The sequence below is a fragment of the Edaphosphingomonas fennica genome (genome assembly GCF_003034225.1).
Taxonomy (GTDB): Bacteria; Pseudomonadota; Alphaproteobacteria; order Sphingomonadales; family Sphingomonadaceae; genus Sphingomonas_E; species Sphingomonas_E fennica.
The window spans coordinates 92,196-115,357 of sequence record NZ_PHHF01000035.1 but is presented as its reverse complement, the minus strand read 5'-3'; the positions used below and the strand labels follow the sequence as shown (position 1 = coordinate 115,357).

General features: G+C 68.3%; 26 protein-coding genes. 18 read left to right on the top strand and 8 right to left on the bottom strand.

What is annotated here, in order from left to right:
* Positions 1–6 precede the first annotated feature (6 nt).
* The 7 genes from ctaD (at position 7) to CV103_RS08335 (ending at position 5,287) form a co-directional block, all read left to right on the top strand.
* A complete protein-coding gene (ctaD, locus tag CV103_RS08360) occupies positions 7–1,665 on the top strand; it encodes a cytochrome c oxidase subunit I (RefSeq protein WP_070932773.1) in 1,659 nt (552 codons plus the stop codon).
* A gap of 102 nt (positions 1,666–1,767) precedes the next feature.
* Entirely contained in the window at positions 1,768–2,694 is a 927-nt protein-coding gene (locus CV103_RS08355) for a heme o synthase (protein ID WP_015459547.1), read from the top strand.
* The gene (locus CV103_RS23055) at positions 2,691–2,813 is read left to right on the top strand and encodes a hypothetical protein (protein ID WP_015459548.1); all 123 of its coding nucleotides are present in this window, start codon (positions 2,691–2,693) and stop codon (positions 2,811–2,813) included. The genes CV103_RS08355 and CV103_RS23055 overlap by 4 nt, the downstream gene beginning before the upstream one ends.
* A 2-nt stretch (positions 2,814–2,815) precedes the next feature.
* A complete protein-coding gene (locus CV103_RS08350) occupies positions 2,816–3,370 on the top strand; it encodes a cytochrome c oxidase assembly protein (RefSeq protein ID WP_107394619.1) in 555 nt (184 codons plus the stop codon).
* Positions 3,371–3,406: 36 nt separating this feature from the next.
* Positions 3,407–4,252 carry a cytochrome c oxidase subunit 3 gene (locus tag CV103_RS08345; RefSeq protein ID WP_015459550.1) on the top strand — a complete coding sequence of 282 codons (846 nt, stop codon included), beginning with the start codon at positions 3,407–3,409 and terminating at the stop codon, positions 4,250–4,252.
* Between the two features lie 46 nt (positions 4,253–4,298).
* Entirely contained in the window at positions 4,299–4,682 is a 384-nt protein-coding gene (locus tag CV103_RS08340) for a DUF983 domain-containing protein (protein ID WP_015459551.1), read from the top strand.
* Positions 4,679–5,287, top strand: coding sequence for an SURF1 family protein (locus CV103_RS08335; RefSeq protein ID WP_107394618.1), 609 nt, complete (start codon positions 4,679–4,681; stop codon positions 5,285–5,287). Before CV103_RS08340 ends, CV103_RS08335 begins: the two co-directional genes overlap by 4 nt.
* A 162-nt stretch (positions 5,288–5,449) precedes the next feature.
* Here CV103_RS08335 and CV103_RS08330 read toward each other — a convergent pair whose 3' ends face one another.
* Genes CV103_RS08330 through thrC form a run of 3 tightly spaced genes read right to left on the bottom strand, consistent with a single transcriptional unit; the run spans position 5,450 to position 8,948 of the window.
* Positions 5,450–6,319 (bottom strand): class I SAM-dependent rRNA methyltransferase, encoded by an 870-nt coding sequence (locus CV103_RS08330; RefSeq protein ID WP_015459553.1) that lies wholly within the window; start codon positions 6,317–6,319, stop codon positions 5,450–5,452.
* Positions 6,316–7,545, bottom strand: coding sequence for a M16 family metallopeptidase (locus tag CV103_RS08325; protein WP_107394617.1), 1,230 nt, complete (start codon positions 7,543–7,545; stop codon positions 6,316–6,318). Before CV103_RS08325 ends, CV103_RS08330 begins: the two co-directional genes overlap by 4 nt.
* Positions 7,542–8,948, bottom strand: a complete 1,407-nt coding sequence (gene thrC, locus CV103_RS08320) for a threonine synthase (protein ID WP_107394616.1) — start codon at positions 8,946–8,948, stop codon at positions 7,542–7,544. Before thrC ends, CV103_RS08325 begins: the two co-directional genes overlap by 4 nt.
* A gap of 156 nt (positions 8,949–9,104) precedes the next feature.
* Here thrC and CV103_RS08315 point away from each other — a divergent pair, with 156 nt between their 5' ends.
* A complete protein-coding gene (locus CV103_RS08315; RefSeq protein ID WP_015459556.1) occupies positions 9,105–10,124 on the top strand; it encodes a sensor histidine kinase in 1,020 nt (339 codons plus the stop codon).
* Positions 10,125–10,262: 138 nt separating this feature from the next.
* Complete coding sequence (locus tag CV103_RS08310; protein WP_107394615.1) at positions 10,263–11,156, top strand: SDR family NAD(P)-dependent oxidoreductase; 894 nt, start codon at positions 10,263–10,265, stop codon at positions 11,154–11,156.
* Between the two features lie 4 nt (positions 11,157–11,160).
* On the opposite strand, the gene CV103_RS08305 is transcribed toward CV103_RS08310, so the two are convergent.
* The 3 genes from CV103_RS08305 to CV103_RS08295 are packed head-to-tail and all read right to left on the bottom strand — an operon-like array spanning position 11,161 to position 12,790.
* The gene (locus tag CV103_RS08305; protein WP_107394614.1) at positions 11,161–11,808 is read right to left on the bottom strand and encodes a heme exporter protein CcmB; all 648 of its coding nucleotides are present in this window, start codon (positions 11,806–11,808) and stop codon (positions 11,161–11,163) included.
* The gene (ccmA, locus tag CV103_RS08300; RefSeq protein WP_107394613.1) at positions 11,805–12,398 is read right to left on the bottom strand and encodes a heme ABC exporter ATP-binding protein CcmA; all 594 of its coding nucleotides are present in this window, start codon (positions 12,396–12,398) and stop codon (positions 11,805–11,807) included. Before ccmA ends, CV103_RS08305 begins: the two co-directional genes overlap by 4 nt.
* On the bottom strand, positions 12,395–12,790 hold the full coding sequence (locus CV103_RS08295; protein ID WP_041864936.1) for a metallopeptidase family protein: 396 nt from the start codon (positions 12,788–12,790) through the stop codon (positions 12,395–12,397). Before CV103_RS08295 ends, ccmA begins: the two co-directional genes overlap by 4 nt.
* Before the next feature lie 105 nt (positions 12,791–12,895).
* Here CV103_RS08295 and CV103_RS08290 point away from each other — a divergent pair, with 105 nt between their 5' ends.
* From CV103_RS08290 to CV103_RS08265, 6 genes are all read left to right on the top strand, one after another.
* Entirely contained in the window at positions 12,896–13,186 is a 291-nt protein-coding gene (locus tag CV103_RS08290) for a 4a-hydroxytetrahydrobiopterin dehydratase (protein ID WP_107394612.1), read from the top strand.
* An 86-nt stretch (positions 13,187–13,272) separates the two neighbouring features.
* A complete protein-coding gene (locus tag CV103_RS08285) occupies positions 13,273–14,199 on the top strand; it encodes a hypothetical protein (protein ID WP_107394611.1) in 927 nt (308 codons plus the stop codon).
* Between the two features lie 138 nt (positions 14,200–14,337).
* Positions 14,338–14,994 carry a PEPxxWA-CTERM sorting domain-containing protein gene (locus CV103_RS08280; RefSeq protein ID WP_015459563.1) on the top strand — a complete coding sequence of 219 codons (657 nt, stop codon included), beginning with the start codon at positions 14,338–14,340 and terminating at the stop codon, positions 14,992–14,994.
* Between the two features lie 102 nt (positions 14,995–15,096).
* Positions 15,097–15,828, top strand: a complete 732-nt coding sequence (gene recO / locus CV103_RS08275; protein ID WP_107394610.1) for a DNA repair protein RecO — start codon at positions 15,097–15,099, stop codon at positions 15,826–15,828.
* Positions 15,829–15,923: 95 nt separating this feature from the next.
* Positions 15,924–16,913, top strand: a complete 990-nt coding sequence (locus CV103_RS08270) for an NADP-dependent oxidoreductase (protein ID WP_107394654.1) — start codon at positions 15,924–15,926, stop codon at positions 16,911–16,913.
* Positions 16,914–16,930: 17 nt separating this feature from the next.
* The gene (locus tag CV103_RS08265; protein WP_107394609.1) at positions 16,931–17,383 is read left to right on the top strand and encodes a cupin domain-containing protein; all 453 of its coding nucleotides are present in this window, start codon (positions 16,931–16,933) and stop codon (positions 17,381–17,383) included.
* Positions 17,384–17,393: 10 nt separating this feature from the next.
* Here CV103_RS08265 and CV103_RS08260 read toward each other — a convergent pair whose 3' ends face one another.
* Positions 17,394–17,735: an ArsR/SmtB family transcription factor gene (locus CV103_RS08260; protein ID WP_107394608.1), complete on the bottom strand. Its 342-nt coding sequence runs from the start codon at positions 17,733–17,735 to the stop codon at positions 17,394–17,396.
* Between the two features lie 53 nt (positions 17,736–17,788).
* Between CV103_RS08260 and CV103_RS08255 the strand changes: the two genes are divergently transcribed.
* On the top strand, positions 17,789–18,256 hold the full coding sequence (locus CV103_RS08255; RefSeq protein WP_015459568.1) for an SRPBCC family protein: 468 nt from the start codon (positions 17,789–17,791) through the stop codon (positions 18,254–18,256).
* Positions 18,257–18,289: 33 nt separating this feature from the next.
* On the opposite strand, the gene CV103_RS08250 is transcribed toward CV103_RS08255, so the two are convergent.
* Complete coding sequence (locus tag CV103_RS08250; protein ID WP_015459569.1) at positions 18,290–20,089, bottom strand: cation:proton antiporter domain-containing protein; 1,800 nt, start codon at positions 20,087–20,089, stop codon at positions 18,290–18,292.
* Positions 20,090–20,225: 136 nt separating this feature from the next.
* Between CV103_RS08250 and ybaL the strand changes: the two genes are divergently transcribed.
* Together ybaL and CV103_RS08240 are read left to right on the top strand one after the other, a co-directional pair.
* Positions 20,226–21,851 (top strand): YbaL family putative K(+) efflux transporter, encoded by a 1,626-nt coding sequence (gene ybaL / locus CV103_RS08245; protein ID WP_107394607.1) that lies wholly within the window; start codon positions 20,226–20,228, stop codon positions 21,849–21,851.
* Positions 21,852–22,081: 230 nt separating this feature from the next.
* On the top strand, positions 22,082–23,104 hold the full coding sequence (locus CV103_RS08240; RefSeq protein WP_107394606.1) for a cation diffusion facilitator family transporter: 1,023 nt from the start codon (positions 22,082–22,084) through the stop codon (positions 23,102–23,104).
* Positions 23,105–23,162: the final 58 nt, after the last annotated feature.

Genomic DNA, 23,162 nt, shown 5'->3' with positions numbered 1-23,162 from the left:
CAGCAGATGACCGATACGACAGCCACCGCTGCCCATTTCCAGGCGCATGACGATCATGCGCACCATGATGCCGATCACAAGCCGGGCTTCTTCGCCCGCTGGTTCATGTCCACCAACCACAAGGACATCGGCACCCTCTATCTGATCTTCGCGATCGTCGCCGGCATCATCGGCGGCGGGATCTCCGGCCTGATGCGCGCCGAGCTGGCGGCGCCGGGCATCCAGTATCTGCCGACCTGGCTGGCGATGCTGCACGGACCCGGCACCTTCGACGAGGCGCTGCACCTGTGGAACGTGCTCGTCACCGCGCACGGCCTGATCATGGTGTTCTTCATGGTCATGCCCGCGATGATCGGCGGGTTCGGCAACTGGTTCGTGCCGATCATGATCGGCGCGCCGGACATGGCCTTCCCGCGCATGAACAACGTGTCCTTCTGGCTGCTGATCCCGGCCTTCACGCTGCTGCTCGCCTCGCCCTTCTTCGGCGGCGCCGGCACCGGCTGGACGGTCTATGCACCGCTTTCCACTTATGGCGAGCCGGGGCCGTCGGTCGACATGGGCATCCTTTCGCTCCACATCGCGGGCGCGAGCTCGATCCTGGGCGCGATCAACTTCATCACCACCATCTTCAACATGCGCGCGCCGGGCATGACGCTGCACAAGATGCCGCTGTTCGTGTGGTCGGTGCTGGTCACCGCCTTCCTGCTGCTGCTGGCGCTGCCGGTGCTCGCCGCCGCGATCACCATGCTGCTGACCGACCGCAACTTCGGGACGACCTTCTACGATCCCGCCGGCGGCGGCGATCCGATCCTCTACCAGCATCTGTTCTGGTTCTTCGGCCACCCCGAAGTCTACATCATGATCCTTCCGGGCTTCGGCATCGTCAGCCACATCATCGCCACCTTCTCCCGGAAGCCGGTGTTCGGCTATCTCGGCATGGCCTACGCCATGGTCGCGATCGGCGTGGTCGGCTTCATCGTGTGGGCGCACCACATGTTCACGACCGGCCTGGACGTGAACACCAAGATGTATTTCACCGCGGCGACGATGGTGATCGCGGTGCCGACCGGCATCAAGATCTTCTCCTGGATCGCGACGATGTGGGGCGGGTCGCTCACCTTCAAGACGCCGATGGTGTGGGCGCTGGGCTTCATCTTCATGTTCACCGTCGGCGGCGTGACGGGCGTCGTGCTCGCCAATGGCGGCGTCGACAACTATATGCACGACACCTACTATGTGGTGGCGCACTTCCACTATGTGCTGTCGCTGGGTGCCGTGTTCGCCCTCTTCGCCGGCTTCTACTACTGGTTCGGCAAGATGTGGGGGAAGCAGTATAACGAGTTCCTCGGCCACCTCCATTTCTGGGTGTTCTTCATCGGCGTGAACCTGCTGTTCTTCCCGATGCACTTCCTGGGCCTGGACGGCATGCCGCGGCGCTACCCCGACTATCCGGATGCCTTCACGCAGTATAATCACCTCGCCACCCTGGGCTACAAGGTGATGGCGGCCGGCATGGTGGTGTTCTTCGTGAACGTCATCTGGTCGCTGATCGCCGGCAAGAAGGCGGAGGACAATCCGTGGGGCGAAGGCGCCACGACGCTGGAATGGACGCTCTCCAGCCCGCCGCCGTTCCACCAGTTCGAGACGCTGCCCAAGATCGACTGAGATCGGCGGCGATCGAAAGGGGAATGATGGCCGCCGTTCCGGTTCGCGCCGGGGCGGCGGCCAGCCCATGAGCGGGTATCGACCCGCCGGAATTGGAATGAGATGAACACGACCGCGATGAACACCACAGCGATGGAGCCGGCAGGCGCGGCCACGGCCGAGTGGCGGGACTTCCTCGCGCTCTGCAAGCCGCGCGTGCTGACGCTGGTCGTCTTCACCGGGCTGTGCGGGATGCTGGCGGCGCCGGTGTCGATCCACCCCGTGCTGGGCTTCACCGCGATGCTGTGCATCACGCTGGGCGCGGGCGCGGCCGGCGCGCTCAACCAGTGGTATGAGGCCGATCTGGACGCCAAGATGCGGCGCACCGCCGGCCGGCCGCTGCCCGCCGGGCGGATGGACCGCCAGTCCGCCCTGCATTTCGGCGTGGGGCTGGGCGCTTTCTCCGTGCTGCTGATGGGGCTGGCGGTGAACCTGCTGGCTGCCGCGATCCTCACGGTTTCGATCCTGTTCTATGTGCTCGTCTACACGGTGTGGCTGAAGCGGCGGACGCCGCAGAACATCGTGATCGGCGGCGCGGCCGGCGCCTTCCCGCCGCTGATCGGCTGGGCGGCGGCGACCGGCCGGGTGGAATTGCTGCCGGTGCTGCTGTTCGCGATCGTGTTCCTGTGGACGCCGCCGCATTTCTGGGCGCTGTCGCTGTTCGTGCGCACCGACTACGCCAATGCCGGGGTGCCGATGCTGCCGGTGGTGGCAGGCACGCGGACGACGAGGGCGCAGATCCTGCTCTATACGCTGCCGATGGTGGCCGCCGCCGTCGCGCCGTGGCCGCTGGGGCTGACGGGCGCGATCTACGGCCTTGCCGCCGTGGCGCTTTCCGGCCTGTTCCTGCTGCTTTCCGCCCGCGTCGCCTTCAGCCAGGAGGCGGATCAGGCGAAGATGAAGCCGGAACGGCGGCTGTTCGCTTATTCGATCCTCTATCTCTTCATATTGTTCGGCGCGCTGGTCGCCGATCGGATGGTGCTGGCATGAATCCGCTTCCCGACGACGAGATCCGCCGCCGCCAGCGTTCCCGCGCGCTGGTGATGGCGCTGCTGCTGGGCGCGCTGGTGATCCTGTTCTACGCGATCTCGATCGCGAAGATGGCCTGACCATGGCGACCTTGGCCGAACGCAACCGCCGGGTGGGCCTGATGGCGACCGCGATCGTGGGCGCGATGATCGGCCTCGGCTTCGCCAGCGTGCCGCTCTACCGCATGTTCTGCCAGGTGACCGGCTTCAACGGCACGACGCAGAAGGCCGAAGGCGCGAAGGCGCCGGGCGCGGTGGTCGGCAAGATCGTGAACGTGCGCTTCGACGGCAATGTGAAGCCGGGCATGGCGTGGAGCTTCGCGCCCGAGGAGCATGTGCAGCGCGTGGCCATCGGCGCAAGGGACATGGCCTTCTACAACGCCACGAACAATTCGGACAAACCGGTCACGGGATCGGCGACCTTCAACGTTTCGCCCAGCCAGGCGGGGCAATATTTCACCAAGATCGAATGCTTCTGCTTCAAGGAGCAGACGCTGAAGCCCGGAGAATCGGTGCGGATGCCGGTCGTCTTCTATGTCGATCCGAGGATCCTCGACGATCCGGATGCCAGGGATATCAACGAAATCACGCTTTCCTACACCTTCTTCCCGGTGGATTCCGCCGGGAACGGCGGTTAAGGACGACGCACGGTAGAGCCAAAGGGGACGGAAAGAATGGCCGGCGCCAAGACCCACGATTATCACATTTTGCCACCGAGCATCTGGCCGCTGTCCGGGTCCATGGCCGCGCTGGTCATGGCTTCGGGCGGCATCATGTGGATGCACGAGGCGGCCCATGGCGGGGCGGTGTTCCTGGCGGGCGTCGCGCTGCTGCTGTTCACCTTCTACAGCTGGTGGTCGGACGTGATTCGCGAAGCGCATGCCGGTGATCACACGCCGGTCGTGCAGCTCCACCTGCGCTACGGCATGATCCTGTTCATCGCTTCGGAAGTGATGTTCTTCGTCGGCTGGTTCTGGGCGTGGTTCGATTTCGCGCTGTTCCCGGCGCCGGTGGAAGTGACCGACGGCGCGGTGAGCCTGGTCCAGACGGCGGGCGTGTGGCCGCCCAAGGGGCTGGAGGTGATCGATCCCTTCCACCTGCCGCTGCTCAACACGCTGATCCTGCTCTGCTCGGGCACCACCGTCACCTGGGCGCATCACGCGCTGCTGGAAGGCGACCGCAAGGGCCTGAAGACCGGCCTGTGGCTCACCATCCTGCTGGGCCTGCTGTTCAGCAGCATCCAGGCTTATGAATATGCCCATGCGCCCTTCGCCTTCAAAGGCCTGAACTATGGCGCCGCCTTCTACATGGCGACGGGCTTCCACGGCTTCCACGTGATCGTCGGCACGATCTTCCTGATCGTCTGCCTGATCCGCGCCTATCGCGGCGATTTCACGCCGAAGCAGCATTTCGGCTTCGAGGCGGCCGCCTGGTACTGGCACTTCGTGGACGTGGTGTGGCTGTTCCTGTTCGCCGCCGTCTATGTGTGGGGCGGCTGGGGCGCCCCGGTCCACGGCTGATGACGATCATCGCCGCCCTGGTGGATCGCGCCGGGGCGGCGCTGGCATGACCAGCCCGACACCCCTCGAATCCGGCCTTCGCGGCCTCTGCCCCCGCTGCGGCGCCAAGACGCTGTTCGCGGGGGCAGCCAGTTTTGCGCCTTCCTGCCGGGCATGCGGCCTTTCCTTCGCCAGCTTCAACGTGGGCGACGGGCCGGCGGCCTTCCTGACGCTGGGGGTGGGCGCCGCCGTCACCGCGATGGCGATCCTGTTCGAACTGGCCGTCCATCCGCCATTCTGGCTGCACCTGATCCTGTGGATACCGATCACCGCCGGCGCCGTGCTGGGATCGCTGCGCGTCGCCAAGGGCATGTTGCTGGCGCTGGAATATCGCAACGCCGCGCGCGAGGGCCGCATCGTCGAGGAAGCGGCACGGGACGAGCAGCCGTGAGGCGGCTGCCCTTCTGGCCGACCCTGTTCGTGCTGGCGATGGTGGCGCTGATGGTGGGGCTGGGCATCTGGCAGCTCCGCCGCGCCGAATGGAAGGAAGCGCTGCTGGCGCGTTACGCCGCCGCCGAAGGCCTGCCGCCCACAGCCTTTCCCGCCGTGCCGGTGCCGGACGAGAACCTCGTCTTCCGCAGGGCATCGGGCCATTGCCTGGAGGTGACGCACTGGGATGCGCGGGCAGGTCGCAACCGCAAGGGCGAGCAGGGCTGGCGCCACATCGCCTCCTGCCGCACGGGCGGCGGCGAGGGGCCGGGCATGGCGGTCGATTATGGCTGGTCGCGCAGCTCCGAAGCCCCCAAGGCTCCGGCGCTCGGCGGGCCGGTGAGCGGCTTGATCGATTTCGACCGCGACCGCGTGTTCATCCTCGTCGCCGACACGGCCGCGCCGGGGCTGGAGCCGAGCGAGAAGCCTTCACCCCTGAACGTGCCCAACAATCATCGCGCCTATGCCGTGCAATGGTTCCTGTTCGCCCTGGTCGCGCTGGTGATCTACGCCATCGCCGTCTGGCGCCGCCCGCCGGCCGGGCCGGGGGCGAAGCCGCAGGGTTGAACCGCAAGCTTCGGACAGAAGCGGGTTTCATCTGCTTTGGAATCACCGGCCGGTTCGGCAGCCCTCGCTCGGCCTGCACCGACATTGCGTGCCGCCTGATGGACTCTGAAACGAGTATTCCCTAGCGCCGCCGAACCGCCACTCTCCGCGTGGCAACCCGCCCTAATCCCTCACCCAGCGGGCGAAGATGGCGGTGGGAAGCAGCAGGCCGCGCGCTTCTTCCCGCACGGTCATCTCGCCGGCTTCGATCCGGCCGCCGAGATGGGCGGTGGCCTGGCGGAGCAGCTCCGCGATGGCGATCGCGGACATGCGCACCGCATAGACGGTGAGCACGAGGAATTTGGAGCGTTCGTCCAGCAGGTTCACGCAATGGGCGATGAGGCCGGGCAGATGCTCCTCCAGCCGCCACACCTCGCCATCCGGCCCGCGCCCGAACTTGGGCGGATCGAGCATGATGCCGTCGTAACGGCGGCCGCGACGCACCTCGCGCGCGGCGAATTTCACGGCATCGTCCACCATCCAGCGGATCGGGCGGTCCACCATGTCGGACAGCAGGGCATTGGCCTTGCCGGCCTCCACCGATTTCTTGGACGCATCGACATGGGTGACGCGCGCGCCCCTGGCCGCGAGCGCCAGCGTGCCGACGCCGGTATAGCCGAACAGGTTGAGCGCCTCGTCCCCCTCGGCGATGCGATCGCGCATCCATGCCCATTGCGGTGCCATGTCCGGGAAGAAGGCGAGGTGGCGGAAGGGGGTGTTCTGCGCGTTGAAGCGCACATCCTCCCATTTCAGGTGCCAGCCGCCGCGCGGCACTTCGCGATCGAGGTGCCACTTGCCGCCGCCATCCTCGTCCGACGCGGCGATGAAATCGCCGTCGGCGCTCCAGTTGGGATCGGCGGGCGCCCACATCGCCTGCGGTTCGGGGCGGATGAAGCGGAAACGGCCATAGCGTTCCAGCTTCCGGCCATGGCCGGAATCGACGAGGCCGTAATCGGCCCAGGGTTCGGTTACGAGGGTGATGAGATCGTTCATGCCGCCTTCGCCAGCTTGCCGCCCACGGTGGCGATCGCCCGTCCGCCGGAAAGCGCCCGTGCCCCGGCTTCGCGCGCCGCCGCCAGATCGACCGCGTCGAGCGCGGCCACGGTTTCCGCTACCGGCACGATGCGGCCGTGGACCTGGATCTGGCGGGCGAGATGATCGCAGCGCGCCGCCGGGCCTTCCAGCCCCATCAGCAGCCCGGCCTTGGCCTGGACGCGGGCGCGCTCCAGCTCCGCCTCGGTCAGCCCTTCGGCGGTGCGGACCAGCACTTCCTCCGCCAGCGCCAGCGCTTCCGCGCCCTGATCGCGCTGGGCCGCGCAATAGACGCCGAACAGGCCGGTCTCGGCATAGCTCTGCGCCCAGGCATAGACGCTGTAGGCCAGCCCGCGCTGCTCGCGCAGTTCCTGGAACAGGCGGGATGACATGCCGCCGCCCGCCGCCGTGGTGAACAGGCTGAGCGCGTGGACGGCGGGATCGCGATAGCCGACCCCCCGCCAGCCGAGCGCCAGATGGATCTGGTCGAAACGGCGCCGGTCATGCTTGGCGCCGGCCGCGAAGCTGGCGGCGGGCGGCGGGGCGGGCGCGCCGGGGGCCATGTCGCCGAAATGCGCCTCGGCAAGGCGGAGCAGCTCCGCCTCGTCCACCTTGCCGGCGGCGGCGAGGACGAGGCCGTCTGGGCGATATTGCCCCGCCACCCAGGCCCGGAGCGCATCGGCGTCGATCGCGGCGATGCTGGCTTCGTCGCCCAGCACGGGCCGGCCGAGCGGCTGGCGCGGAAAGGCGGCGAGCTGGAGGTGATCGAAGACGATATCGTCCGGCGTATCCCGCGCCTCGCCCAGTTCGGACAGGACGACGCCTTTCTCGCGCTCCAGCTCGTCGGCGTCGAAATGGGGCGCGCGGACGAGATCGGCGATCATGCCGACGCCCAGCGCCAGGTCGCCCGCCAGCAGGCGGCCGTGGAACACGGTGTGATCGCGCGCCGTCCAGGCGTTCAGCGATCCGCCGACATCCTCGATATCCTCGGCGATGGCGCGGGCGTCGCGATTGCCGGCGCCCTTGAACACCATATGTTCGACCATGTGGGCGAGGCCGCTCAGCCCCTCCGGCTCGGACCGCGCGCCGACATCCGCATAAAGGCCGACCGCCAGCGTCTCCACCCCGTCCATCGGCTCGATGGCGACGGTGATCCCGTTCGCCAGCCGGTGGAGGCTGGCGCTCATGCGGGGACGGCCGCCGTCGCGCGTTCGGCGATATGCGCCTCGATCGCCTCGAGCGTGGCGGGAAGGGTGGCATAGCGCTCCTCCCGCTCGAACAGGCCGCCGACGCGGGCGGGCAGGTTGGGGCGCTGGCCGGTGGCGCGCTCCACCGCATCGCGGAATTTGGCCGGATGCGCGGTGGCGAGCGTGACGATCGGGACCTGCGGATCGAGATCGGCGCCATGGGCGGCGGCAAGGCCGATCGCGGTGTGCGGATCGATCACCTGGCCGCTGCGCTCGGCGGCGTGGCGCATGGCCAGCGCCATGCCGTCCGCATCGATGCGCGCGCTGGTGAACAGGCGGGCGGCGTCGTCCCGCATGGCTGCGGGGATGGCCAGCCGTTTCGTCGCCTCGAATCCCGCCATCGTCCGCGCCAGCGCGGCGCCGTCGCGCCCGTGCAGGTCGAACAGCAGCCGTTCGAAGTTGGAGCTGACCTGGATGTCCATCGACGGCGCGGCGGTGGGCGTGACGGTGCCGACCGAATAATCGCCTTCCGCCAGCGCGCGGTGGAGGATGTCGTTCACGTTGGTCGCGACGATCAGCTTCGCCACCGGCAGGCCCATCCGCGCGGCGGCATAGCCGGCGAAGACGTCGCCGAAATTGCCGGTGGGCACCGAGAAGGCGACAGGCCGGTCCGGCGCGCCCAGCCGGACGGCGGCGTAGAAATAATAGACGATCTGGGCCATCAGCCTGGCCCAGTTGATCGAATTCACCGCGCTCAGGCGGAAGCGGCCGGCGAAATCGCGATCGGCGAACATCGCCTTCACCAGGGCCTGCGCATCATCGAAGCTGCCGTCGATGGCGATATTGTGGACGTTGGGGGCGAGCACCGTCGTCATCTGCCGGCGCTGGACGTCCGACACCCGGCCCAGCGGGTGGAGCATGAAGATGTCCACCTTGGCGCGGCCGGCCAGCGCGTCGATCGCCGCCGATCCGGTATCGCCCGAGGTGGCGCCCACCACGGTGAGGTGGGTATCGCGCTGCGACAGGAAGCGTTCGAACAGCAGGCCGAGAAGCTGGAGCGCCACATCCTTGAAGGCGAGCGTGGGGCCGTGGAACAGCTCCAGCAGCCAGTTGCGCCCGTCGAGCTGGACCAGCGGCGTCACCGCCTCATGATCGAAGCGGCCATAGGCTTCGGCGCAGAGCGCGCGCAGCTCGTCCCGGCCCAGCGCGTCGCCGACGAAGGGGGCCATCACCTCGACCGCCGTATCCACGTAGGAAAGGCCGGCCAGCGCGCGGATCGCTTCGGGCGTGAAGCGCGGCCAGCTTTCCGGCACATAGAGGCCGCCATCGGCCGCAAGGCCGGTGAGGGTGACGTTTTCGAAGTCGAGCGCGGGCGCCGTGCCCCGGGTGCTGATATAGCGCATAGTGCGCCGCGCTTAGCGGCGTGCGCGGCCCGGAGCAACTTTTGACATGAAAGGGCGTTCCGAAACGGTCAATATGTGCGCGAAAAACATGAGCCCGGGGTGCGCTTGCGAACATCGCGAAGCCCAGCGGCGGCGCCCGGCCGACAGGATGCCTGCATGACGGATGCCGAGGGCGCGGACTGGTGGAACGAAAGCGGGGATCGCCTGCGCGCCTATATCGAACATGCCCCGCGCAAGATGTGGGCGACCGACACGGTCGGCAGGGTGCGCTTCTTCAATCGCGAATGGCGCGATTATGCCGGCCTTGCCCCGATGACGGACATCAGCAACTGGAAGGATATCGTCCATCCCGACGATCAGGCCGATCTGGTGCGCATCCGCAACGAAGGCTTCGCGCGGGGCGCCCGATACGACATGCACGTGCGGCTGCGGCGCGCGTGCGACCTCATGTATCGCTGGCATAGCGTGAGCGTATCGCCGGTGCCGATCGACGGCAGGGTCGTGGGATGGATCGGCGCCGCCGGCGATATCCATGACGAGCGCGAATTGCAGGAACGCCAGCGGCTGATGGCGCAGGAGATCAGCCATCGCGTGAAGAACAGCCTTTCGCTGGTGGCGGCGCTGCTGTCGATGCAGGCGCGCGATGCCGAGGATGAGGCGAGCCGGAAGGTGCTGATGGATGCCTATTCGCGCGTCCAGACCATCGCCGACGTGCACGCCCATCTGTGGCGGCAGAGCGATTCGAGCATCACCAATATCGGGGCCTTCCTGGAGGAATTGTGCCTGCGCCTGGCCGAGACCGCACCGGAACATGAGATCAGCTTCGCCGGCGGGCGGATCATGGTGCCGACCGACCGGGCGATCCCGCTGGGGCTGATGCTGAACGAGCTTGTCACCAACGCGCTGAAATATGCCTATCCGGACGGGAAGGGCGGGCCGATCGCGGTGGTGCTGCATGATCGGACGGAGGGCGGGCCGGAGAGCGGCCGGGTGGTGCTGGAGGTGGCCGATCGCGGCGTGGGCCTGCCGGAGGGGTTCGACATCCACGCCCGTGGCCAGAGCCTGGGGATGCGGCTGATCGCCAATATAGCCCGCCAGCTGGATGCGACCGTGACCGTCGCGAGCGCCGATCCGGGCGCCCGCTTTTCCATCTCCATCCCCCGGCGCCCCGCTTGAAAGGGGCGTTTCCCGCGTCCTTGCCGCGCCTTGCCAGCGGACCGGCTTGGCTTATAATGAATCCTGTTCAGCGATGCGTGGCACGACCGGCGCCGACCGCCGGCGGGAAGCGACATCGCCTTTTGGGGGAGGCGAATAATGGCAAGCCACAGGCCGATCGGAACCGCTTTCATCACCGGCGCCAATGTCGGGCAGGGCAATCTGCTGGCCAAGCGGCTGGCCGACAGGGGCGTGCGCGTCTTTGCCGGCGTGCTGCCCGGCGCGCCCACCGATCTGGAAGGCGACAACCGCATCACGCTGGTCGAACAGGATGTTTCGGACGGCGAATCCGTGCGGAAGAGCGCGGAGATCGTCGATGCGGCCCTGAACGGGCAGGGCCTCGATCTGCTGCTGAACGTGGCGGGCGTGGCCAATATCGCCGTGGGCGTGATCGAGGGCGTGAAGATGGAGGAGGTGGAGCGCATCTTCCAGATCAATACCTTCGGCCAGCTCCGCGTTGTCCAGGCCTTCCTGCCGATGTTACGCCGGGCCAAGGCCGCGCGGATCGCCAATTACAGCTCCGGCGCGATCATCGCCAATCCGGTGGGCTCCGGCCCCTACAACATGACCAAGCACGCCATCCACGGCATGACGCTGACCTTGCGGCACGAACTGGCCGCCTTCGGCATTCAGGTGACGTCGATCCTGCCCGGCGGCGTGCTGACCGGCATGTCCGCCAATGCCCATGCCAACACGCTGAAGACCTGGCACGCCCAGCCGGATGCGGTGCTGGCCGTCTATGACAAGCCGCTGGGCAATACGGTGAAGCAGGTGCTGCCCGACATGCTGGAAAAGAGCGGCAGCACGCCCGACGAGGCGGTGGACCAGATGATGGCGATTCTGGACCAGCCGAAGTGGAAGCCGATCTCCTATGTCGGCAAGGACGTGAAGCCGATGGGGCTGATGCGCCGCCTGCTTTCGGACAGCCAGCTCGAAAAGGCGATCCGTTCGACCTTCAAGATCCCGACGGCGAAGATCCCCTCGCCGATCTGATCCCTTATTCCCGGCCGGCGCGCAGGGCCGCGCCGGCGGCGAAGGGGGCCAGCGCCACCAGGATCAGCGAGGCGGCGGCCAGCAGCTTGAGGCCGCCATTGTCCGCCGCGCCCAGCGATCCCGCGCCGAAGATCAGGATCGGCACGGCGAGCGGCAGCATGACGAGGCCGGCCAGCGCGCCCGCGCCGCGCAGGCCCAGGGTGAGCGCGCTCGTCATCAGGGTGAGCGCCGCGAGGCCGGGCGTGCCGAGCGCAAGGCCCATTTCCAGCCGGGCGAGCGTGGCGCCGTCCAGCTTGAGGAGCGCGGCGGCGGGCAGGGCCGCGATCAGCAGCGGCGGGCCGAAGGCGAGCCAGTGGGCCGCGAGCTTGGCCAGGGCGACCGCTTCCTCGCTGATCCCGCGCAGCGCCAGCTGATCGAGCACGCCGGCCTCCGCATCGGGCGCGAGCAGGCGATCCACCGGCAGCAGCGCCGCCAGCAGGGCCGCCATCCACAGCGCGCCGCCGCCGGTGGCGGCCAGCAGCCGGGCGTCCGGCCCGACCGCGAAGGGGAAGAGCGTGGCGACCAGCAGGAAGAAGATCAGCGGCAGCAGCACGCCGCCGCCGGCATAGGCACGGGCGAGGTCGCGGGCGGCGATGCGGGCGAGCGCGCTCATGGCGCCAGCCCGATCGCCTGCGCATCGGCGAGGCCCAGCGGCTGGTGGCTGGCGGCGAGGACGATGCCCCCGCCAGCGCGGTGCGCGGCCATCGCCCCCGCCAGCCGATCGAGCGAGGCGGCGTCGAGGCCGTTGCCGGGCTCGTCCAGCAGCCAGATCGCCGCGCCGCCCGCGATCAGGCGCGCCAGCCCGGCGCGCCGCGCCTGCCCGGTGGACAGCATCCGCACCGGCACTTCGGCGATGGCGGCAAGGCCGGTGGTATCGAGCGCCGCTGCGACGGCATCGGCCCCCCGCCCGTCGATCGCTGCCCAGAAAGCGAGCGCGCGGCCCAGCGGCAGGCGGGGATCGAGCGCGTGGCGCTCATCCGCCAGCGCGATCGCGCCCTCGCGCCGGATCGCGCCGGCCGCGGGCGCGAGCAGGCCGGCGGCAAGCCGCAGCAGGCTGGACTTGCCGGTGCCGTTGGGGCCGGTGACGAGCGCCGCCTCGCCGGGGCCGAGCGCGAAGCTCAACCCCTCGAACAGCAGCCGGTGTCCGCGCAGGCAGGCCACGCGATCGAATTCCAGCCGGGCCGCGCCCCCCGCCGCTGTCATCCGACGGCATCCTCCAGCGCGTGCATGTCATCATCCGAAAGGCCGAAATGATGGCCCACCTCGTGCACGACGACATGGGTGACCAGCGCTTCCAGGCTGACGCCGGTTTCGACCCATTCGTCCAGCAGCGGCCGGCGATAGAGGGTGATGCGATCGGGCATGGCGGCGACGTCGCTGATCGATTTCTGGCCGATCGGCGTGCCCTGGTAGAGGCCGGTCAGCTCGAACGGGTCCTCGAAGCCCATGGCATCGAGCGTCTCGTCGTCGGCGAAATCCTCCACGAACAGCGCGATGGTGCCCATATGGTCGCGGAACGGCTGCGGAATGCGCGCCAGCGCGCGGCGGGCGAGGGCCTCGATCTGTTCGGCGGTGGGGGCGAAGGTGCCGGTCATGTTCGTGGCATAGATGGGAAACGTGCGGCTTCCAATCGCCGGGCTGAACTTGTGCCCGCAAAAGCGCGCGCTAGGGTGCATCCCTGACAGTTTCTGGAGTGGACGATGATCGAGGCCCTGAACGAGACCGAGCGCGCCGATGCGCTGGAGGCGCTGGACGAGTGGGATTATGACGAGGGCCGCGACGCCATAACCCGCACCATCACCTTCGCCGATTTTTCCGAAGCCTTCGCCTTCATGACGCGCGTGGCGCTGCTGGCGGAGAAGATGGATCACCACCCCGAATGGTCCAACGTGTGGAACCGGGTGGAGATATTGCTGACGACCCACGATGCCGGCGGGCTTTCCACCCGCGATATCGTGCTGGCCGAGGCGATCGACGCGATGGTGGGCTGAAGCCGGGGCGGGTCGATCCCGGCTGGCTAATCCTTCCTTAACCATATCGGCGGCAGGAAGGCGCATCTGCCAGGGAAGGACCGTCCTTGACCGCGCCATATCTGAGAGGGACCGGATCGATCCGCGCCTCCGCCGACAAGGCGGCGGTGCGCGACGCGATCGGCCGCGCGGCGGAGCGGACGGGCGCGGACTTCACCTATCTGTTCAACCAGGCCAAGAGCGAGAGCGGGCTGGACCCCTATGCCAAGGCGAGCACGTCCTCGGCGGGCGGGCTTTACCAGTTCATCGACCAGAGCTGGCTCGGCGTGCTGAAGCAGCATGGCGGCACGCACGGCTATGGCTGGGCGGCGGATGCGATCTCGTGGAGCGGCGGACGCTGGCGGGTGGCGCCGGCCGCGCGCGAGGCGGTGTTCGCCCTGCGCAACGATCCGCAGGCATCGGCGCTGATGGCTGGCGAGTTCGCACAGGACAATGCCGATGGCCTGCGCGCCGCGCTGTGCCGGGAACCGAGCGCGGGCGACCTTTATTTCGCGCATTTCCTGGGGCTGGCGGGCGCCCGCAAATTCCTGAAGGCGGCGCAGGACAATCCCGATGCGCCCGCCGCCGCGATGTTCCCGCGCGAGGCGGCGGTGAACCGCACGATCTTCTACACCCGATCCGGCACCGCGCGGAGCCTGGACGAGGTCTATCGGCTGATGGCGCGCAAGGTGGAAACGCCGGGCGGCGGATCGGCGATGGAGCGGCCGGTGCGGATGGCGGCGCTGGAAGGGGCGGCGGACGTGGCCATGACGGCGACTCCGCTTACGGCCTCGCTGTCCGATGCGGTGCGGCTGGTGGACGTGCCGGCATCGACCGCGCGGCCCGCCGGAGACATGCCCGATACGATGCTGGCGCTGGCGGGGCGCACCGGTGGCGTCAACGTGCTGAAACCAAGCCCGCAATTCGCCACGCTCGCCTACCTGCTGGTGGCATCCCCCTTCGATCGCGACGAGGGCACGCGCGGCGATATCTGAGGCGCGCCGCGCCCGCCCGGAATACCCGCCCTGGCGATGTCGGGGCAGATACTTTTGCGCCAATTGACCCAAGGCCCCGTCCGGCGGCTTCCTGCGGCGTCGCCACACGGCGATACAGCTGGGGAAACTGTCATGCGTATGTTCAAGAGTTCAGTCGCGCTGCTGGCGCTGTCGCTGGCTTTGCCAGTGACGGCGAATGCGGCGATCGTCACGCTGACCTTCGAGGGGATCGGCAATCTCAACCCCGTCGGTGATTTCTATGCCGCGCAAGGCATCATATTTTCCGACGACACCTTGGCTGTGATCGATGCCGATGCCGGCGGGACCGGCAATATCGCCAACGAGCCATCGGCCAGCACCGTCATGTTCTTCCTCAATTCCAACAATGCGGTCCTGAACGTGGCGGCGGGCTTCGAAACCGGCTTCTCCTTCTTCTACAGCTCCTCGACGGCAGCCACGGTGAACGTGTGGTCTGAAGTCGGCGCCACCGGCACCTTGCTGGGATCGATCGACCTGACCGCCCAATTCTCCAACAATTGCACCGGCGATCCCAATGGCCAGTTCTGCAACTGGACGCCGATCGGCGTGGCCTTTGAAGGGCTGGCGAGATCGATCGATTTCGGCGGAACCGCGAACCAGACCGCCTTCGACAACATTACCTTCGGATCGGAACGGCCGACGCAGGGCGCCATTCCCGAGCCGGGAAGCTGGGCGATGATGATCGCGGGCTTCGGCCTGGTCGGGGCGACCGCGCGGCGGCGGCGCTATCGCGCGAGGATCGCCTTCGCCGATTGAAAAGGGGATGGGGGGCTGGCCCGAAAGCCGGCCCCCATAGCCGGGCGCCGCAGCGCCGCTTATCGGATGGTATCGAGGCGTCGTCCCCGATAAGCCGGTTCCATGCATATCAGGGCCACCGCGATCGTCTGCGCTGTCCTCGCCCATGGCGAGCATGGCACGGTCGCGCGGCTGATGACGCCCGATGACGGCCTGCAGCCGGGCTATGTGCGCGGCGGCCGATCGCGCGCGATCCGGCCGGTGCTGCTGCCGGGCAACCTGGTGGCGGCCGAGTTCCGCGCCCGCAGCGAGGAGCAGCTTGCCGGGCTGACCGTGGAGCTGGTGCGCAGCCGGGCGGGGCTGATGGGCGAGCCGCTGGCCGCCGCCGCGATCGGCTGGGCGACGGCGCTGACGGCCGCGGCCCTGCCCGAAGGCCAGCCCTTCCCGCAGCTCCATGCCGCGCTGGACGGCCTGCTGAACGCGATCGAGCTGGCGCCGTCGGCGCGGGGCTGGGGCGCGGCGCTGGCGCGATACGAGCTGCTGCTATTGAGCGAGCTGGGCTTCGGCCTCGATCTTTCGGCTTGCGCGGCGACCGGCGACGCTGCGGGCCTCGCTTTCGTCAGCCCCCGCAGCGGGCGGGCGGTGAGCCTGGCGGGGGCGACCGGATATGAGGACCGGCTGCTGCCCTTGCCATCCTTCCTGATCGCCGGCGGACAGGGGGAGGGATGGGGTGACATATTGGCCGGGTTGCGCATCACCGGCCATTTCCTGGCCCGCGACGTGATGACCGAGCGCCGGGCGGCGGTGCTGGCCGCGCGCGAGCGGCTGATCGAGCGGATCGGGCGGCTGGGCTGACGGCCCGCTTTGCGAATTTCCGAACGCCCTTTCGAAAGATTGCGCCGGCCCGTGCCTAGCCTATGCTCGCGTCAGATATAGCTGGGAGAATGGCGATGCCGCGTGCCTGGAACCTGATTGCCCGCCCGACCGGCCTGCCCGGCCCCGAATGCTTCAGCCTGGTCGAAACGCCCCCGGCGCCGCTGGCGGACGGCGAGGTGCGGGTGCGCAACACCTGGCTTTCGGTCGATCCCTATATGCGCGGCCGGATGAACGACGTGAAAAGCTACGTCCCGCCCTTCGGCCTCAATGAAGCGATGACCGGCGGCGCGGTGGGCGTGGTGGTGGAATCGCGGGCCGACGGCCTCAAGCCCGGCGACCGGGTGATGCACATGCTGGGCTGGCGCGACGAGGCGGTGGGCAAGCCGCCCGAATTCATGCCCCTGCCGGACCTGGGCGTGCCGGACCAGATGTTCCTCGGCCTGCTCGGCATCACCGGGCTGACCGCTTATTTCGGGCTGTTCGATGTGGCGGAAGCCAAGGCCGGCGACACGGTATTCGTATCGGCGGCGGCGGGCGCCGTGGGATCGGCCGTCGTCCAGTTCGCCAAGCTGAAGGGCATGACGGTGATCGGATCGGCGGGCGGCGCGGAGAAATGCGCGCTGGTCCGCGATCTCGGCGCCGATGCGGTGATCGATTACAAGGCGGACCGGCCGCTGGTGAAGCAGCTTGCCGAGGCCGCGCCGGACGGCATCGACGTCTATTTCGACAATGTCGGCGGCGAGCATCTGGATGCCGCGCTGGCGGTGGCGCGCAACCATGGCCGCTTCGCCATGTGCGGGATGATCGAAAGCTACAACACGGGCGCGCCGCTGTCGCTGCAATATGCCATACGGATCGTGGGGTTCCGCCTGCAGCTGCGCGGCTTCATCATCAGCGATTATATGCACCGGATGAGCGAGTTCTTCGCCGAGGTCGGCCCCTGGGCGGCGGCCGGCAAGCTCAAGAATATCGAGACGATCCGCGACGGGCTGGAAGGGGCGCCCGATGCGTTCCGCGAGCTGTTCAGCGGCGGCAACAAGGGCAAGATGGTGGTGCGGCTCTGATCCGCAGGCACGGTGCGATGATCCGGCGGATCGTGACGGGCAATGACGCGCAGGGGCGCTCCTATATCGTGAGCGACGAGAGGGTCGTGGGGGTGGAAGGAGCGCCCGACGGCGTGGTCTGGCGGGAAAGCGGGCGGCTGGAGCGCTGGCTGCCCTCCACCGCGCGGCATCTGGAGCCGGATGGGGGCAGCAGCCGCTGCTCCCGCGTTGTGCTGCCGCCATGGGCGGCGATGAAGGGCGATGTGGCGGCGGGCCGCTTTCCCGGCCTGGATGCGGATGGTTTCCACCGCACCGAGACGATCGACTATATCTTGATGCTGGAGGGCGAGGTGGATCTCGTGCTCGATCGCGATCGCACCACGATCCGCGCCGGGGACGTCGTGATCCAGCGCAACGCCAGCCACGCCTGGCAGAACATGACCGACCGGGATGCGGTGTTCTGGGGCGTGATGACCGCGCGGGCCGGCTGAGGGGAGGGGCTCAGGCTTCGTGCTTCGCGGGCGCCTCGGCCGCCGTGCGGAGCCGGCCCAGCATGTGCGCGGCATAGGCCGCATAGGGGCCGATCCAACGTTCGTGGATGCCGTGGATCGGCAGCGCATCCAGATGATTCCAGCGCTCGCGGCCGCGCCGTTCGGCCACGATCAGCCCGGCGGCTTCCAGCACGTCGAGATGCTGCATCACCGTGCAGCGATCGAGATCGGGGAAGCGGGCGCAGAGCGCTCCTGTGGTGAGCGGTCCTTCCGTCAGCGCGTCCAGCATCCGGCGGCGGGTGCGATGGCCGAGCGCCTTGAACAGCGCATCATCCTGATCGTCGATTGACATGTTATAATTCTACAACATATCATGGCCCGCGCAACAGAGATTGGAGGCGCGCGATGGACTTGAGGTTCACGATCGCGGGGCGCATCGCCAAGCCGGTGAGCGAGGTTTTCGAGGCCGTCGTCGATCCCGGCCGGCTATCGGAATATTTCACGACCGGCGGCGCGAAGGGACGGCTGGAGCCGGGGGCGGTGGTATCCTGGGACTTCCACGATTTTCCCGGCGCCTTTCCCGTCCATGTGACGGAGGTGGAAAAGGACAGTCGCATCGTCCTGCGATGGGATGCGGTGGACGGCACCGCCCCGCCCGATGCCACGGGCGCGCGGCTGACCACCGTGACCATGACCTTCGAGCCGCTGGAGGACGGGCGCACGCTGGTGCGGATCACCGAGGAAGGATGGTCCGAAACGCCGGCGGGGCTTGCCGCATCCTACGGCAATTGCGAGGGCTGGACGGGGATGCTCTGCGCGTTGAAGGCGTGGCTGGAAGACGGCGTGAGGCTGCGGCAGGGCTTCTACAAATAGGGTAGCCGGGATGGGTGGGCGAAGCCGCGCCGATCAGCCGGCTTCGCTGCTCGCCTTGTCCGGCGCGGCATCGCGCAGGCGGCGGCCGCGCAGCGGCGGCACGCGGGTGGTCTGCGCCATTTCCATGATCTTGGCGCGCAGCTCGGCCCTTTTTTCGTGGATGGACGCGATCACCGGCCCCATGGCGACGCCGAGATCGACCAGCACGGCTTCCGACAATTGCAGCGAGGATTCGAGCGTTTCGGGAACCGCGTCGGTGGCGCCGGCGCGATAGAGCTCGGCCGCATGGTTGGGATCGCGCGCGCGGGCGATGATGGCGAGATCGGGAAAAGCCGCGCGCACCCGCGCCACCGTGCGGACGATCTGGACGGGTTCGTCCATGGTGAGCACCAGCGCGCTGGCATTGGCGAGATCGAGCTTGTCGATCATCCCCGGCCGGGTGATATCGCCGAAGACGATATTGTAGCCGCGCCGCCGGGCATGGGCGATCGTATCGATATCGGCATCCAGCGCGACATAGGGCCGCTTGTGCGCATCCAGCATCTGCGCCACCAGCCGCCCGACCCGGCCGAAGCCGATGATGACGGTGCGGCCGGGCTTGGTTTCGATCGTGTCCAGCGCATCCTTGCCTTCGCGCCGCTCGACCCGGCTGGCGATATCGCGGCCGATGCGGGCCAGCAGCGGGGTGATGGTGAGGCCGATCGCGGTGACGATCTGCCAGAAGGCGGCGGTGGACGGCATGATGAGCTTGGCCTGCGCGGCGGCGGCCAGCACGATCAGCGTTGTTTCCGAGGGCGAGGCCATCAGCAGGCCGGTCTGGGTGGCGATGCCGCGATCGGCCCCGCTCAGCCGCAGGAGACCGGCGGTGACGATCGCCTTGGCGGCGACCACGCCCGCCACCGCCAGCACCAGCGCCTGCCAGTTGGCGAGGATGACGCGGACATCGAGGCTCATGCCGATGGTGATGAGGAACACGCCGAGCGCCAGCCCCTTGAAGGGGGCCATGATCACCTCGACCTCGGTATGATAGTCCGTCTCCGCGATCAGCAGGCCGGCGAGCAGGGCGCCGACGATCGGCGAGAGGCCGGCCGCCGTGGTGGCGATGCTCGACAGGATGACGACGAGCAGGCTGGCCGACAGGAACAGTTCGGGGCTTTTGGTGCGGGCGGCCTGCGCGAACAGCCTGGGCAGCAGGAAGCGGCCGAGCACCATCAGCCCGACGACGGTGAGCCCGCCGAGCATCACCGTGGAAAGCAGGCCTTCCCATCCTTCATCGGTGGCGGTGGGGGCGAGCGCGCCCAGGCCGAAGATGATCGGCACCAGGGCCAGATCCTCGAACAGCAGCATGGCGAAGGCGGCGCGGCCGACCCCCGATGTCGTGCCGACCATCGGCAGCACCAGCGCGGTCGAGGACAGGGCGAGCGCGAGGCCGAGGCCGATCGCGCCGGCCCAGCTCTGCCCGAGCAGGTGAAGCGCCAAACCGATGACGAGGCCCGACAGCACGAGTTCGGCGGCGCCCAGCCCGAACACCGCCCCGCGCATCGACCATAGCCGCTTGAACGACAGTTCGAGCCCGATCGAGAAGAGCAGCAGCACGATGCCGAATTCGGCGAAGGGCTCGATCGAATGCTTGTCGGTTATGGTGAAATGGTAGAGCCAGGGCACCCGATCGACCAGCGAGCCCAGGCCGGACGGGCCGACCAGCAGCCCGACCAGGATGAACCCGATCACCGGATTGACCCGGAAACGGGCGAAAGCCGGGATGATGAGGCCTGCGGCCCCGAGGATGACAAGCGAATCGCTGAAAGCGTCGGATTGGATCGGTAGCGGCATCGCCGCCGACTTTGGGGGCTGGAGTCACGAAATTCCAGCGCCGGCTTGCAATTTTACTTTTTGTTTCCGCCTCGCATAACGCATCATCCTTCCATAGCTTGGGGATCGACCGCCAACAGGGAGATCAGATCGCCGCATGCCCCATGTAACACCGCTCATCGGCACCATCGTCGCCGGCCTCGTGCTTGCCTTCATCCTTGGGCAGATCGCCTTCCGCCTGCGCCTGTCGCCGTTGATCGGTTATCTGCTGGCCGGGATCGCGGTGGGGCCCTTCACCCCCGGCTATGTCGCCGATCAGAGCCTGGCCAACGAACTGGCCGAGCTGGGCGTGATCCTGCTGATGTTCGGCGTCGGCCTGCATTTCTCGGTCAAGGACCTGATGGCTGTCCGCAAGATCGCGGTGCCCGGCGCCCTGGGGCAGATCGGCGTGGCGACGTTGCTGGGCATGGGGCTCGCCTGGCTGCTGGGCTGGAGCGTGGCCGGCGGCTTCGTGTTCGGCCTCGCGCTCTCGGTCGCTTCCACGGTGGTGCTGCTGCGCGCGTTGCAGGAACGCCGCATCCTCGACACCGAACGCGGGCAGATCGCCGTCGGCTGGCTGATCGTCGAGGATCTGGCGATGGTGCTGGCGCTGGTGCTGATCCCGGCGATCGCCGAGGGCGGGGGCGGCAGCGTCGCCACGGCGCTGGCGGTGACGGTGGGCAAGGTGGTGGCGTTCGTCGCCTTCATGCTGATCGTCGGCCGGCGCGCGGTGCCGTGGATGCTCCATTCCGTGGCGCATTCGGGATCGCGCGAGCTGTTCCGGCTGGCGGTGCTGGCGATCGCGCTGGGCGTGGCCTTCGGCGCGGCGCTGCTGTTCGGCGTGTCCTTCGCGCTCGGCGCCTTCTTCGCCGGCATGATCCTGGCGGAATCGCCGCTGAGCCAGCGCGCGGCCGAGGAGACGCTGCCGCTGCGCGACGCGTTCGCCGTGCTGTTCTTCGTATCGGTGGGCATGCTGTTCAACCCGGATATCCTGACGGACGAGCCGCTGGCCCTGCTGGCGACGGTGCTGATCATCATGTTCGGCAAGTCGATCGCCGCCTTCGGCATCGTCCGCGCCTTCGGCAAGTCCAACAAGACGGCGCTGACCATCGCGGCGAGCCTGGCCCAGATCGGCGAATTCTCCTTCATCCTGGCGACGCTGGGCTTTTCGCTGGAGCTGCTGCCGTCGGACGGGCGCGATCTTATCCTGGCGGGCGCGATCATCTCGATCATGCTGAACCCGCTGCTCTTCTCGCTGATCGACCGCTTCGCCGCGCGGGTGGCGGGCGGCGTGGAGCCCGAACATGCGATCGGCGGCCAGCCGCCGGCGCCGGTGCGCGGCCATGTCGTGATCGTGGGCCATGGCCGGGTGGGCAGCATCGTCGCCAAGGGGCTGACCGACGCGGGCGAGCGGGTGACGGTGATCGAGGCCCAGGCCGACAAGTCCGGCCTGCCCGCCCATGAGAAGGCCACCGTGCTGGCCGGCAACCCGGCGAGCGGGGCGCTGCTGCGCGAGGCGGGAATCGACAAGGCGCGCATGCTGTTCGTGGCTATCCCCGAGAGCTTCGAGGCGGGGCAGATCGTGGAGCAGGCCCGCGCGCTCAATCCCGCGCTGCGCATCGTCGCCAGGGCGCACAGCGATGCCGAGTCCGCCTATCTGGAAACGCATGGCGCCGACCGCGCGATCATGGGCGAGCGCGAGATCGCGCGCCGGATGATCGACGAGGCGCTGATCGGCCGCTAGGGCGAGGGGGAAGCGGCTGGAATCCCGGAGCGGCGGTTTCCGGCCGAACGGTCCTTCCGGGCCCACCGACGCAGGGCATCCCCCGCCTTTCCGGGGAGGGGAGGAAGAAGCGCCGAAGCGGGGAGGCGGCGCAAAGAATGCGTGGCGATCCGATCTATCCGGCTTGACCGGCGTCCCATAGTGGCGCCTTTTAAGGCAAGGTCAGCAGCGGGCGCAGGAATCACAAGGACATGGGCGGCGCCCATCATCACGATCATTCATCCCATGACCACGCGTCACATGACCATGTGTCTCAGGGGCACGCCGCGCATGCGGGCCACTCCCACGCCCACGGCCATGGCGGGCACGGGCATTCGCACGCGCCAACCAGCTTCGGCCGGGCCTTCGCGATCGGCATCGGCCTGAACCTGGCCTATACCGCCGTCGAGGCCTTCTATGGGCTGGCCACCGGATCGATGGCCCTGCTGGCCGATGCGGGCCACAATCTTTCCGACGTGGCGGGGCTGGCGATCGCCTGGGGCGCGTGGTTCGCCTCGCGCACCCGGCCGACGCCGCGCTTCACCTACGGCCTGCGCGGATCATCGATCCTGGCGGCGCTGGTGAATGCGGTGCTGCTGCTGATCGCCTGCGGGGCGATCGCGCTGGAGGCGATCCAGCGGTTCGCGGAGCCGGCGCCGGTGCCCGGCGGCACGATGATGATCGTGGCCGGGGTGGGCATCGTCATCAACCTGGGCACGGCGCTGCTGTTCGCGCGGGGCAGCGGGCACGACATCAATATCCGGGGTGCCTTCCTCCACATGGCGGCGGATGCCGCGGTTTCGGCGGGCGTGGTGATCGCCGGCCTGCTGACGCTGAAGACCGGGGCCGAATGGATCGATCCCGCCACCAGCCTGGTGATCGTGCTGGTGATCGTCGCCGGCACCTGGGGGCTGCTCCGGGAATCGCTCGCCATGGCGATGCAGGCGGTGCCGGGGCGGATCGATCCCGCCGCCGTCCAGCAGGCGCTGGCCGAGGTGAAGGGGGTCACGCGGGTCCACCATCTCCACATCTGGCCGACGAGCACGACGGAGACGGCGCTGACCGCGCATCTGGTGGTGCCGGGCGGGCATCCGGGCGACGCCTTCCTGGAACGGACGGCGGCGATGCTCCACGATCGCTTCGGCATCGGCCACGCCACCCTGCAGATCGAGCAGGGGGAAGGCGTGGGCGAGGGGCGGTGCGACATCGGCGGCTGCGCCTTCCACGGCGGTTAGGCCATCGGGAAGGGGGTTCCTCGGCGGCCGGGCTGGACGCGCAATCCTTCCTCCTCCA